Source organism: Subtercola sp. RTI3 (genome assembly GCF_035018625.1).
Taxonomy (GTDB): Bacteria; Actinomycetota; Actinomycetes; order Actinomycetales; family Microbacteriaceae; genus Subtercola; species Subtercola vilae.
Map to the genome: position 1 here is coordinate 24,109 of NZ_JASJXO010000039.1, position 12,658 is coordinate 36,766.

14 protein-coding genes are annotated in these 12,658 nt (G+C 66.6%); all 14 read right to left on the reverse strand.

What is annotated here, in order from left to right; translation table 11 throughout:
• Positions 1–72: 72 nt before the first annotated feature.
• On the reverse strand, positions 73–1,140 hold the full coding sequence (gene lgt, locus QN358_RS13670) for a prolipoprotein diacylglyceryl transferase (RefSeq protein WP_416351995.1): 1,068 nt from the start codon (positions 1,138–1,140) through the stop codon (positions 73–75).
• A gap of 73 nt (positions 1,141–1,213) precedes the next feature.
• A complete protein-coding gene (trpA, locus tag QN358_RS13675) occupies positions 1,214–2,062 on the reverse strand; it encodes a tryptophan synthase subunit alpha (RefSeq protein WP_136641760.1) in 849 nt (282 codons plus the stop codon).
• The gene (gene trpB, locus QN358_RS13680; RefSeq protein WP_136641759.1) at positions 2,059–3,324 is read right to left on the reverse strand and encodes a tryptophan synthase subunit beta; all 1,266 of its coding nucleotides are present in this window, start codon (positions 3,322–3,324) and stop codon (positions 2,059–2,061) included. The genes trpA and trpB overlap by 4 nt, the downstream gene beginning before the upstream one ends.
• A 10-nt stretch (positions 3,325–3,334) precedes the next feature.
• Positions 3,335–4,108, reverse strand: a complete 774-nt coding sequence (gene trpC / locus QN358_RS13685) for an indole-3-glycerol phosphate synthase TrpC (protein WP_136641758.1) — start codon at positions 4,106–4,108, stop codon at positions 3,335–3,337.
• A 5-nt stretch (positions 4,109–4,113) separates the two neighbouring features.
• Positions 4,114–4,344: a DUF6704 family protein gene (locus tag QN358_RS13690; protein WP_136641757.1), complete on the reverse strand. Its 231-nt coding sequence runs from the start codon at positions 4,342–4,344 to the stop codon at positions 4,114–4,116.
• Positions 4,345–4,452: 108 nt separating this feature from the next.
• Positions 4,453–5,184: a Trp biosynthesis-associated membrane protein gene (locus QN358_RS13695; protein ID WP_323512718.1), complete on the reverse strand. Its 732-nt coding sequence runs from the start codon at positions 5,182–5,184 to the stop codon at positions 4,453–4,455.
• A complete protein-coding gene (locus tag QN358_RS13700; protein WP_136641756.1) occupies positions 5,181–6,749 on the reverse strand; it encodes an anthranilate synthase component I in 1,569 nt (522 codons plus the stop codon). Before QN358_RS13700 ends, QN358_RS13695 begins: the two co-directional genes overlap by 4 nt.
• Positions 6,749–7,237 carry a phosphoribosyl-AMP cyclohydrolase gene (gene hisI / locus QN358_RS13705; RefSeq protein ID WP_136641755.1) on the reverse strand — a complete coding sequence of 163 codons (489 nt, stop codon included), beginning with the start codon at positions 7,235–7,237 and terminating at the stop codon, positions 6,749–6,751. Before hisI ends, QN358_RS13700 begins: the two co-directional genes overlap by 1 nt.
• Positions 7,234–8,007: an imidazole glycerol phosphate synthase subunit HisF gene (gene hisF, locus QN358_RS13710; protein ID WP_136641754.1), complete on the reverse strand. Its 774-nt coding sequence runs from the start codon at positions 8,005–8,007 to the stop codon at positions 7,234–7,236. Before hisF ends, hisI begins: the two co-directional genes overlap by 4 nt.
• A gap of 2 nt (positions 8,008–8,009) precedes the next feature.
• A complete protein-coding gene (gene hisG / locus QN358_RS13715) occupies positions 8,010–8,849 on the reverse strand; it encodes an ATP phosphoribosyltransferase (RefSeq protein ID WP_136641753.1) in 840 nt (279 codons plus the stop codon).
• 180 nt (positions 8,850–9,029) lie between these two features.
• Entirely contained in the window at positions 9,030–9,293 is a 264-nt protein-coding gene (locus QN358_RS13720) for a phosphoribosyl-ATP diphosphatase (RefSeq protein ID WP_136641752.1), read from the reverse strand.
• Between the two features lie 93 nt (positions 9,294–9,386).
• Entirely contained in the window at positions 9,387–10,061 is a 675-nt protein-coding gene (gene rpe, locus QN358_RS13725) for a ribulose-phosphate 3-epimerase (protein ID WP_323512719.1), read from the reverse strand.
• A gap of 10 nt (positions 10,062–10,071) precedes the next feature.
• Positions 10,072–10,704, reverse strand: coding sequence for a hypothetical protein (locus tag QN358_RS13730; protein WP_323512720.1), 633 nt, complete (start codon positions 10,702–10,704; stop codon positions 10,072–10,074).
• A gap of 49 nt (positions 10,705–10,753) precedes the next feature.
• Positions 10,754–12,457, reverse strand: a complete 1,704-nt coding sequence (locus QN358_RS13735) for an HNH endonuclease signature motif containing protein (RefSeq protein WP_323512721.1) — start codon at positions 12,455–12,457, stop codon at positions 10,754–10,756.
• Between the last annotated feature and the right edge of the window lie 201 nt (positions 12,458–12,658).

Genomic DNA, 12,658 nt, shown 5'->3' on the forward strand with positions numbered 1-12,658 from the left:
TTGGGACGCCGGCGGCCCGAGGTGAAAGGGTGGTACGAAGTGTCTACTGCTGTCGACTGGTCGTGTTGTTGTCTACAGCGTGCGTTTCGCCCCGGCCGTGCTTGTGGCACTCGGTTCGCGATCGTGAGGAAGCGGGTTGACTTCGGGGGTGTTGTCTTCAGAACTGTTGTCTTCGGAGTCTGACTCATTCGAAGCGTCGTCGCCCCGGAGATCTTCGTCTGAATACGTCTCTTTGGAGTCTACTGCAGCCGTTGCCGCCGACCACACAGTGCCGGAGGTGTGCGGGCCGCACTCGACACCGGGGTGGCGGCGCGTCTGAACGATGATGATGATGAGGCCCACCGCGATGGCGGCCCACGCGGCCCAGACGTTCGTGCGAACGCCGAAGAAGATCTCGCTCGGGTCGATGCGGATGGTCTCCCAGACGCTGCGGCCGGCGCCGTACCAGATGAGGTACGCGCCGAACAGCTTGCCCCACTGCAGGCTCAGCTTCTTGCCGATGAAGAGCAGGAACAGCACGCCCAGAACGTTCCAGATGACCTCGTATGCAAACGTGGGCTGAAAGAGGGTGCCCGGCGCGAGGCCGATCGGAATAGCAGTGTTGGGAGACGCGATCTCGAGGCCCCACCAGCCATCGGTGGGAAAACCGAAGAGTTCTTGGTTGAAATAGTTGCCGAACCTGCCGAAGGCCTGCGCGAGCAGCAGCCCGGGTGCGAGGGCGTCGGCAAAGGTCCAGAATCGGATGCCCGACAACCGGCACCCGATCATTGCGCCGATGCCACCGCCGATCAGCCCGCCGAAGATGGCGATGCCGCCCTCCCAGATGTACAGCGTCTTCGCCAGGTCTGCGCCGGGGTAGAAGTAGTCGCCAGGGTGCGTGAGTACGTGAAAGACGCGTGCCCCGATGATGCCGAGCGGCACGGCCCACAGAATGATGTCGAGAACGATGCCCGGCTCGGCCCCGCGCTTGGTGAGGCGGCGAGACGTCATGATGGTGGCGATGATGATGCCGAACAGAATGCAGAGCGCATAGATGCGGATGTTCAGCGTGAACGGCAGGTCGATACCCAGGGTCTGGAGCCAACCCGTGATGTCAAGCGAGTTGATCGACGGGCTGGGAATGCTTTGAGGCAGAAACACCGGGGTTGAAACCTTCCGTACGGGAGCAGGCGGCGAGGCGCGCGGCCAGCATCGCCAAGTGTATTCGAGTTCGCTACCTGCGCGTACCGGCAGCCAGCTCGGCGGCCACACGGGCAACTCCGGCAACGCCGTGCTCGGAGAGCGCCCGAACGAGTGCTGAGCCGACGATCGCCCCATCGGCGTACGCCAAAACCTCAGCAACCTGGTCGCCCGTCGAGATGCCGATGCCCACGCAGGCGCTGGCGGTCGAGGTGGATGCCCCGACCTCCCGCAGTCGATCGACCAGTGTTCGCGCTGCCGAGTCGACGTCGCCCCGAGCACCCGTGACGCCCATGGTCGATACGACGTAGACGAACCCGCGACTGTGGTCGACGGCGAGCTTCAGGCGCTCACTCGTGGAGGTGGGTGCGGTGAGAAACACGCGGTCGAGCCCCGTGCGGTCGCTTGTGGCGAGCCATTCTGCGCCGGAGTCGACGGTGAGGTCGGGCGTGATGAGCCCCGCGCCGCCGGCCGATACGAGGTCGTCGGCAAAACGGTCGATACCGTACTGCACGATGGGGTTGTAGTACGTCATGAGCAGAATGGGGGCATCCACTCGCGCCCTGATGGCCTCGACCGCCGTGAACGCGTCTCGCAGGCGAAACCCATTCTCGAGGGCGGTCTGGGTGGCGCGCTGGATGACCGGGCCATCCATCACCGGGTCGGTGTACGGCAACCCGAGTTCGAGTACATCGACACCGTTCTCGACCAGGGCCACGGCCGCATCGATGCTGCCGGCGAGGGTGGGGAATCCCACGGGCAGGTAGCCGATGAGCGCCCCCGCACGGTCGGAGTTGGCGCGAGCGATAGTGCGGCCGACGGGCGAGGCTGCTGCTGAGGCGGAGCCAGCGGTTGGGCCTGCTGCACTCGTGACGGCGGTCATCGCTGAACCCCTTCGGCTTCGTCGGCCTCGATGGCATCGAGTTCGGTGGCGACCAGCGCAGCTTCGTCGAGCACACCGAAGTAGCGCCCGGCGGTCTCCACGTCTTTGTCGCCGCGGCCACTGAGGTTGATGAGAATGGTGGCACCCGGGCCGAGCCTCTTGCCGAGGTCGAGCGCACCCGCCAGAGCATGGGCCGACTCGATGGCCGGAATGATGCCCTCGGTCACGCAGAGCAGCCGGAACGCGTTCATAGCCTCGGCGTCGGTGATGGGCAGGTACGTGGCCCGGCCGATCGAGGAGAGCCACGCGTGTTCTGGACCAACCCCAGGGTAGTCGAGGCCGGCCGAGATGGAGTGCGAGTCGCTGGTCTGGCCGTCAGCGTCTTGCAACATCAGGCTTCGCGAGCCGTGCAGCACGCCGGGGCGGCCGCGCGAGATGGTGGCGGCGTGCCGATCGGTGTCGACACCGTCACCCGCTGCTTCGTAGCCGTAGAGCTCGACATCGGGGTCGTCGAGAAAGGCGTGGAAGATGCCGATGGCGTTCGAGCCACCGCCCACGCAGGCGACCACGGCGGTGGGCAGGGCGCCCGTGAGGGCGAGCACCTGCTCGCGGGCCTCTTCACCGATGACCTTGTGAAAGTCGCGCACCATCACCGGAAACGGGTGCGGGCCGGCCACGGTTCCGAGCAGGTAGTGGGTGTCTTCGACGTTCGCCACCCAGTCGCGGAAGGCCTCGTTCAGGGCGTCTTTCAGCGTGCGCGTGCCGGTGGTGACCGAGACGACCTCGGCGCCGAGCAGGCGCATGCGGGCCACGTTCAGCGCCTGGCGCTCAGTGTCGACCTCGCCCATGTAGACCACGCAGCTCATCCCGAACAGGGCGGCGGCCGTGGCCGTGGCGACGCCGTGCTGGCCGGCACCGGTCTCGGCGATCAGTCGGGTCTTGCCGAGCCGCTGTGCGAGCAGGGCCTGGCCGAGCACGTTGTTGATCTTGTGCGAACCGGTGTGGTTCAGGTCTTCGCGCTTCAAAATGATGCGCGCGCCGCCGGCGTGTTCGGCGAACCGGGGAGCCTCGGTGATGATCGAGGGGCGACCGGTGTACGTGCGGTGAAGTGCTGCCAGCTCAGCAGCGAACGACGGGTCGTTCTTCGCCTCGTCGTAGGCGGCCGAGATCTCGTCGAGAGCGGCGATGAGCGATTCGGGCATGAACCGCCCGCCGAACTCGCCGAAGAAGGGGCCCTGTTCGTCGCGCAGGTGGGTGGTCATCGAACTCCAGTCATGAAATACCGAGAAATTCTTCGAGCGTGCGTGCCGGGTCGCCCGTGACGAGGGCTTCGCCCACGAGTACCACGTCGGCTCCGCTCGAGCGGTAGTGGCTGACATCGGCCGCGGTCTTCACGGCAGACTCGGCCACGCGGATGATGCCGGCAGGAATGCGGTCGGCGAGTCGCCCGAACAGGTCTTGATCGAGCTCGAAGGTGCTGAGGTTGCGTGCGTTGACACCGATCAGCGAGGCGCCGAGGTCGAGCGCACGCTCTACCTCGTCGGCGGAGTGCGTCTCGACGAGCGCGGTCATGCCGAGCGACGTGATCAGCTCGTGCAGGTGCACCAGCTCGGGCTGCTCGAGAGCAGCCACGATCAGCAGAACGAGGTCGGCGCCGGCGGCACGGGCCTCGAAGACCTGGTAGTCGAGCGTGATGAAATCTTTTCGCAGCACCGGAATCGACACCGCATCGCGCACGAGTTCGAGATCTTCGAGGGAACCCTTGAACTTGCGGCCCTCGGTGAGCACGCTGACCGTGCTCGCGCCCGCCGACTGGTACGTCGAGGCGAGGGCTGCCGGGTCGGTGATCGTGGCCAGGGCCCCGCGGCTCGGGCTCGAGCGCTTGACTTCGGCGATGATCTTGACGCGTTCAGCGGGAGCAAGGAAGGCCAGGGCATCCAGGGCCGGCGTCTGCTCGTGGGCGCGCTGTTCTATGTCGTCGAAAGAGACGAGCTGCTGCCGGGCTGCTGCATCTTCAGCGGCACCGGCGGTGAGATCTCGAAGCACCGGCGTCAGTGACTCTTCGAGACGGTTTTCGAGCCGCCCACGCCATAGCCGGCCTTCGCCAGCACGATGCCGGTGAGCAGGCCGAGGATGAGAAGACCAGCCGAAGCCCAGACGAGCCACACGATGCTGAAGAAGAAAGCGGTGGTGCCGATGGCGAAGGCCACCAGCATGATGACCACCGCCGTCCACGAGGCAGTGGAGCTGCCGTGGCCCGGTTCTGCTGACTCAATACTCATTGTGCGTGATGCTCCTCGGTGCTGTGCGCGCGGCTGCGCTGGTCGAATTCAAGTGTATCTGGTGACGGCAGCGTTGTTTGGGGCTGGCGTCGTTGTTTGGGGCTGGCGTCAGCTGGTGGGGTCGGTGCCGCGTGTGAGGCTGTCCCAATTGTCGACGGCCGCATTCTTGCTGCTGATGGCGACTTCGTCGGGGTCGACCGGGTTCGCGGGCTCAGTCTCGTCATCGGCCTTATCGTCATCGGGCTCGAGCAGGTCTGCCGGGTTCGACGAGGTGCGGCCGTCGGCGGCGGCGAACTGAACCGGCTGGTAGCGGCGGCCCGACACGGGCCAGCGGCGCAGTGACACCATGATCAGGATGCCCGTGAGGGCCATCAGCACGCCGACCACCACAGCGAGGTAGGGCCAGAGCGTGGGGCTCGCTGCCGACACGATCGCCTTGATCGAGCCCGACCCTGCCACGCCCGTAGCCGTCGTCACGGCGGCCTGGCTAGCGCCGGCAGGATCAGCAAGGGCGCTGATCGATGAGAACGCAATGGAGGCGCCCAGCACGAGTTCGAGAAAGCCGAGCACGGCGCGTACGACGGTTCCGGCGATGGCGAGGGCAGCTGACAGGGCGAGGCCGGCCAGAGCCAGGGCCGAGAGTGCGGGCCCTGCGATGCTGCCCTGCACGCTGATGGTGAGGCTGTCACCGGCCCGCCCGCTGGCGGTCAGGCTGAACCAGGGCTGCGACCAGGCCAAGAAGACGAGGGCACTCCAGAGCACCACAGCCAGAATCGTGAACGACTTCAAGCGGCGGGCCTTGGCGGCCATTGCATCCGGGATCTCGCGTGCGTCGCTCATACGACCCGCTTCATGGCGTTGGCGATGGCGACGGCCCGCAGCGGGGCGGCCGCCTTGTTCTGCGACTCGATGAACTCGGAGTCGGGGTCGGAGTCGGCCACGATTCCGCCGCCCGCCTGCACACGAGCCGTGCCCCCTGCGATCACCGCGGTGCGGATGGCGATGGCGAGGTCGGCGTCGCCGGCGAAGTCGAAGTAGCCCACGACTCCCCCGTAGACGCCGCGCTGGGCGGGTTCGAGCTCGTCGATGATCTGCAGCGCGCGCGGTTTCGGCGCACCCGAGAGCGTGCCGGCAGGGAAGGTGGCGCGGAACACATCGACCGCGGTGACGTCGGGTGAGAGCATCCCCTCGACCGACGACACGATGTGCATGATGTGGCTGAACCGCTCGATGCGCATGAACTCGGTCACCTCGACCGACCCGGCGCGGCAGACCTTCAGCAGGTCGTTGCGGGCGAGGTCGACGAGCATCAGGTGCTCTGCGCGCTCTTTGGGGTCTGCCAGCAGGTCGGTCTCATAGGCCAGGTCTTCGTCGGTCGTGCGACCCCTGGGGCGGGAGCCAGCAATGGGGTGGGTGAAGGCCCGCGAACCTTCGACCTTGACCAGAGCCTCAGGGCTTGAACCGACAATGGCGTACGGCTCGCCGCCCGGGGTCTCGAGGTTCAGCAGGTACAGGTAGGGGCTCGGGTTCAGCGTGCGCAGCACACGGTACACCTCGATGGGCTCCGCCTCGCACGCCAGGTCGAACCGCTGCGAGACGACCACCTGAAAGATGTCGCCCTCGCGAATGTGTTCTTTGGCCACCTCGATCGACTCAAGGAACGCGCTGCGGTCGGTGCGTGCCACCGGCGCGGCACTGAGCGAGAAGTCGGCATCGGCGAGCCACGCCTCGGCGGGCTGGGCGAGCCGCAGTTGCATGGCGTCGAGCCGCGCGACGGCATCGGCCCAGAGCTCGTCGGGATCGGCACTGTGCCCACCGGCATCGCCCGACCCGCCCGCGAGGTCACCGTCGGCCAGTACGGCTGAGATGAGGGTGACCGTGCCGAGAAGATGATCGACGGCCACGAGATCGGCGACGAACGTCAGCGCCTGGCTCGGAACCTCGATGTCGGCGGCCGGCTGGTCGGGCAGGCGCTCGATCTGGCGAACGGTCTCCCAGCCGATGAAGCCGACGAGGCCCCCGGTCAGCGGCGGGTGGCCGTCGACGGCTGGGGTCTTCCACTCTTCGTAGAGTTCGGCCAGGGCCTCGAGCGGTGTGCCCGGCATACCGTGCGGAAACGCTCGCGCGGCACTGAGCCCGGAATCGAGCCACACTGAACGATCATCCTGAGCGCTGAGCACACCGTAGCTCGACACGCCGATGAACGAGAACCGCGACCACACCCCACCCTGGCTGGCCGACTCGAGCAGAAAGGTGCCCGGCCGGTTGTCGCTCAGCTTGCGGTAGATGCCCACGGGCGTCTCGCCGTCGGCGAAGAGGGTGCGGATGACCGGGATCACCCGGTGCGTGCCGAGCAGTTCGTCGAACTGCTCACGCGTGGTGCTGTGCACTGCGGTCTGGGGCATCAGATGTCTCGTTCTGCTGGTTCTGCTGGTTCTGTGTGTGTTGGCGCTGGTGCTTCCGGCCTCGGTGCTGCGGGAGCATTGCCCACGACGGGGTGCAGGTGGTCGGCGTCGAAGCACGTGCGGTCACCGGTGTGGCACGCGGCGCCCACTTGGTCGACCTCTACAAGAAGCGTATCCCCGTCACAGTCGAGGGCGGCAGACTTCACGAACTGCGCGTGGCCGGAAGTGTCGCCCTTTCGCCAGTACTCCTGGCGGGAGCGCGACCAGAACGTCACCCGGCCGCTGGTGTACGTGCGGCGTAGGGCTTCGGCGTCCATCCAGCCGAGCATCAGCACCTCGCGGGTGTCGAACTGCTGGATGACGGCGGGCAGCAGGCCCTTGCCGTTGAAGCTCGCGCGGCTGATGATGGCGTCGAGGGCACTGTCGGCGCTCGTGTCATCACTCACGCTCGTGTCGTTGCCCGTACTGTTGCCCGTGCTGCTGCTCATCGCACCACCACCCCGCTCTCGGTGAGGGCCGACTTGACGTCGGCGATGGTGAGCTCGCGGTTGTGGAACACCGATGCGGCGAGAACGGCGTCGGCCCCCGCGGCGATGGCGTCGGGAAAGTCGCTCACGCGCCCGGCGCCGCCCGACGCGATCACGGGCACGGAGCTGATGGCCCGCATCAACCGGATCAGTTCGAGGTCATAGCCGTCTTTCGTGCCGTCGGCGTCGATGGAGTTCACGAGCAGTTCGCCCGCCCCCAGCTCGATAGCGCGGGTGGCCCAGGCCAGGGCATCCAGTTCGGTCTCGCGGCGACCGCCGTGCGTGGTCACGACGAAACCCGAGCCGCGGCGCGCAGCCTCGCTCGTCGAGCGTTTGATGTCGAGCGACAGCACCAGAACCTGTGCGCCGAACCGGTCGGCGATCTCGCCGATGAGCTCGGGGCGGGCGATGGCGGCGCTATTCACGCCCACCTTGTCGGCCCCGCTGGCGAGCAGGCGGGCCACGTCGTCGGTGCTTCGCACTCCCCCGCCGACGGTGAGCGGAATGAAGACCTGCTCGGCGGTCTGGCGCACGATGTCGTACATCGTGGCGCGCTCGTCGACGGTGGCGGTCACGTCGAGAAAGGTGATCTCGTCGGCGCCCTGTGCGGCGTACAGGCCGGCCAGTTCGACAGGGTCACCGGCATCACGCAGGTTCTCGAAGTTGACGCCCTTCACCACGCGACCGGCGGCCACATCGAGACACGGAATCACCCGCACTGCAAGTGTCATGACTAGATTCTCGCAGCGTGAATGGGGCTGACCAGAATGGCGCGCGCGCCGACCTCCCACAGGGCGTCCATGACGAGGTTCATGTCGTGGCGCGGAACCATCGCGCGCACCGCAACCCAGTCGGGGTCGGCAAGGGGCGAGATGGTGGGCGATTCGATGCCGGGCGTGAGTGCGGCGGCGGCATCGAGGTGGGCGCGGGGCACGTCGTAGTCCATCAGCACATACTGGCGGGCCACGAGAACGCCCTGCAGCCGGCGCAGCAGAGTGTCGGCGCCCGGGTTCTGGATGCCCGAACTGATGAGTACTGCCGTCGACTCGAGAATGACGGGGCCGAAGATCTCGAGACCAGCCTTTCGCAGGGTGCTGCCCGTCGAGACCACGTCGGCAACGGCATCCGCCACCCCGAGCCGCACGGCAGACTCGACGGCCCCGTCGAGCTTCACCAGCGTGGCGGTGACGTTCGACTTCGCGAGGAATGCCGCGACGAGGCCCGGGTAGCTCGTGGCGACCCGGCGGCCCTGCAACTGCTCGAGCGTGCTGAACTCGCCGGCCGGGCTCGCGAAACGAAAGGTCGAGCCGCCGAAGTTCAGTTCGGCAACCTCGGTGGCGGGCGACTCGGAGTCGAGCAGCAGGTCGCGGCCGGTGATACCCACATCGAGGGCGCCCGAGCCGACGTACGTGGCGATGTCGCGAGGCCGCAGGTAGAAGAATTCGACGCCGTTCGCCGGGTCGGCGGTGACCAGTTCGCGGGGGTCGCGGCGGCCGTGGTAACCGGCCTCGGCGAGCATCTGGGCAGCGGTTTCAGACAGGGAGCCCTTGTTGGGCACCGCGATTTTCAGCATGGCAAGATCTTTCAGAAGAAGTGTGGTGGCTACGGTCTGCAGTGAGGTGGGCGTTCGAGGCCCGCCGCTGTTCGTTTGACGCGGCAGTGTGTGTCGAACGGTTGGCGTCCGTGTGATGCGGCAGTACGTGTCGAACGGTTGGCGTCCGTCTGATGCGGCGGGGACGCATCACACAATCAACTACAGATGTCGGTAGATGTCGGCCGGAGTGAGGCCTTTTGCGAGCATCATCACCTGCACGTGGTAGATCAGCTGGGACATCTCTTCGGCGGCTTCGGCATCGCTCTGAAACTCGGCGGCCATCCACACCTCGGCGGCCTCTTCGACGATCTTCTTGCCGATGGCGTGCACGCCGGCATCGAGTTCACGAACGGTGCCCGACCCTTCGGGGCGCGACGCCTGCTTCTCGCTCAGCTCGGCAAACAGTTCGTCGAAGGTTTTCACGCTTCTAGGTTAGCCGGTCTGCAGTGGGCGGGGTGCCGGTCGGTGCGGGTGTGCTGCTTGGTGCGGGTGTGCTGCTTGGTGCGGATGCGCGGCTCAGTGCGTGTGCGCGCCGGCGGCCGAGCGAGCGAGCTCGCGCAGCAGCGCTATCTGCTCTGCAGCGTTCTCGGCACCGAACACGCTCGATCCGGCGACGAATGTGTTCGCCCCCGCGGCCGACGCCAGCTCGATCGTCTTCTCGCTGATGCCGCCGTCGACCTGCAGCCACACATCGAGCCCGCTTGCCGCGACGGCTTCGGATGCCCGGCTGAGCTTGGGCATGGTGCTCTGCATGAACGACTGCCCACCGAACCCCGGCTCGACCGTCATGATGAGCAGCATGTCGAACTCGGGCAACAACTCGAGGTACGGGGCGATATCGGTGTCGGGCTTCACCGCGAGCCCGGCACGGGCACCGATCTGGCGGAGCCGCCGGGCCGTGGCCACCACATCGGCCGCCGCCTCGGCGTGGAACGTGACCGAGTACGCCCCGGTCTCGGCGTACACCGGGGCCCAGCGGTCGGCGTCGGAGATCATCAGGTGCAGGTCGAGCGGCAGCGCCGACACTCGCTGCAGGCTCTCGACCACCGGCAGCCCGAGGGTCAGGTTCGGCACGAAATGGTTGTCCATCACATCGACGTGAATGAGGTCGGCCGTCGCCACCCGGGCGATCTCCGCCTCCAGGTTCGCAAAATCGGCGGCCAGAATACTCGGATCGATGCGCACAGCCATACCTCCAACCCTAGACGAGCCCGGCGCTCGGCCCGGTCTGCTCCGGGCCCGGGCTGTATCGGCCCTGGTGCTGCTGATGCGGTGCAGGGAGCTCGCTCAGCACCCCGTCTGCGGTGCGTTCCCACGTGATGTTCGCTCGGTCGGTGAAGGTCATGCTCTGCACCCGCCACGTTTCGCTCATCCAGATCGGTCTGCACTCAGACTCCACCGATTCGGGGAAGGCCCACTTGTACTTCGCTTCGTACGTGGCATCACTCTTCTTCTCGCTCTGTAAAGATGCTTCTCCGTCGGTTGCCCTGCGGTTTCTCCTCGCACCCTGCGCTGCGAAGTAGTGGCCGGGCGGCAGCACGCGAAGTGCGAGCGGGGCATACGCGGTGCCGTCGAGCATGCGCACATAGATTGTCACGTCTGTCACCGGCGAGGTCGAGACGTTCAGTATCTCGACGCCATACTGCTTGGCCCTCGTCTGACCTGTCGCAGTCGGACGCTCTGATACCCACGACGAAATGTGCAGCGCCTGAGAGCGCGCGTCTCTCCGTCGTTCGATTTCGACCACTCTCCAGGCGGCAATACCGGCCGCCACGGCGGCGGCCAAAGCCCCGGCGGAGATGATCGAGGTGAACACGCCGAGAAGATCTGACATCGCCACAACGTACCAGTTACCTGACGAATGCTCACATGCACTGTGACAATCATGTGCGGAGCAGTGTTCGGCGGATACGAGACGAATGGGTGGGCATCCAGTGCCGGTGGGCTGTGGACAGCCAGGGTGGGGCCTTGATGTGAGGGACTCCAGCGAGCATGGCGACCTCCCACCCCGAAGACTCGATGCTGCGGTGGTGGAACCAGCAGAGCAGAACCCCGTTGTCGGTGTGGGTGGCGCCGCCGTCGGCGTGGGCGGTGACGTGGTGGATCTCGCACCAGGCGGCCGGAATCTGACAGCCGGGGATGACGCAGCCGCCATCGCGGAGAGTGATAGCGCGTCGCTGCCAGCCCGTGAAGCAGCGTTCGGGTGAGCCCAGGGAGAGTACCCGGCCCGTCTCGCCGAGTACCACCTTCTGCGTGCCGCCCGAACAGGCGAGCTGTCTGACGGCGTGGATCGACAGGGGTACGTCGATGCCTTCGGCCCAGCCCACCCCGTGACCGGACTCGAGGTCGGTGGACTGAATGCTGACCAGCACGGTGGGTGCTGCTCCCCCGATGTTAGGCGTCTCGGCGCTGCGGGCGGCGGTTTCGAGGATGGCCGCCAAGACATCGTGGCGCTGTTGGTCGCGGTATCTCGTCTCGGGCATGTCGTCGACCTCCGCATGGCTCGTCGCGGCGGCGGCGTTGTCGATGGTAGCCCGGGCGGAAACCCGATCGCAGCTGACTGAAACGTGGCTGATCGATTCGCGGGGGAACGCAACAGGGCCCGAAGCGGGTGAGAGGTAGGTGTCGAAGAGGCGCTGGAGGCGAGCGGCGGTTTCGGGGAGCAGGTCGCCGGAGACGGGGATGACCCCGCGCCGCTCGGTGCCGAGCCGGAAGCCGCGCAGCTTCATGGCCCGTTCTTCAGCGGGAAGTGTGCCATCGGGGTCGAGGAGGGTGCACCACACCGCAGCCTGCAGGCGCAACTCTTCTGCGGTTGCGGGAACGGGGCTCTCGGGGCTTTCGCCACGCGCGGCCGAGACCAGCTCCCTTTCGGCGGCGGTGACGCCGTCACTACAGCTGAAGCTGTCAGAGCCGCTGAAGCTGTCAATACTGTCGGCGCCATCAGAACCAGCGGGGCCAGCGGGGTCATCGGAACCAGACGGGCCAGCGGGGTTATCAGGGTCATGGGGGCTGTCGGAGTCGTCGGAGCGTGAGCCGTCGAAGTTCACGGCGGAAGGGAAGCCGAACACCCTCACCGCCGGCCCGAGCCCGCGCACGATTGCGGTGGCGGCGTCGGCAGACAAGGCGCCCTCCCGGAGGGCCTGGGCGACACGGGGAAAGCGCGGTGGAAGTGGCTCGCCGGTGAATGAAGTCGAGGGGCGGGTTGCAGCGCCGACGGCGAGAAACTGAGTGGCAGCGGCGCCCGAGAGTGAGGTGAGTCGTTGGATGAGTTCGGATGGTGTTCGACAACCGCGCCGGGCAGAGAGCCGGGCTTCGCCGAGTTCTGCACGCGAACGCTCGCCGATCTCGCCTACGACAGCGATCTGCAGTGCATCGATACGCGCCGAAACACGGCCGACGGCCGATGCGACACCCAGAAGTTCGTCGTCGCTCACCATTGCGGCGAAAGCACTCGCGCCCGCACCCCGTGCACCGTCGCCGCTCAAGATCGCACCGTTGACGCCCGCATCGCCCGCAATGGCGCCGATGCGCATCGCGAGAGCGTCGAGCTCAGCGATGGTGCGCGCAGTTTCGGTGGTCGTTTGCATAATGCAATTCTCTCACGCACCACTGACATTCACTCAGTTATCGGCCCAGCTGAGCGAATGTGTGGAGAACCGCGTTGTGCACAGGCCTGAGTGGGAGAGCCCGAGACGGAGCACACTCCGGCGAACACGAACACGAACCCGAACCGGGCCGCCCCCAGGCCGCCCCCGACCCCAGTCTCTTATACACATCTCCGCGCCCAC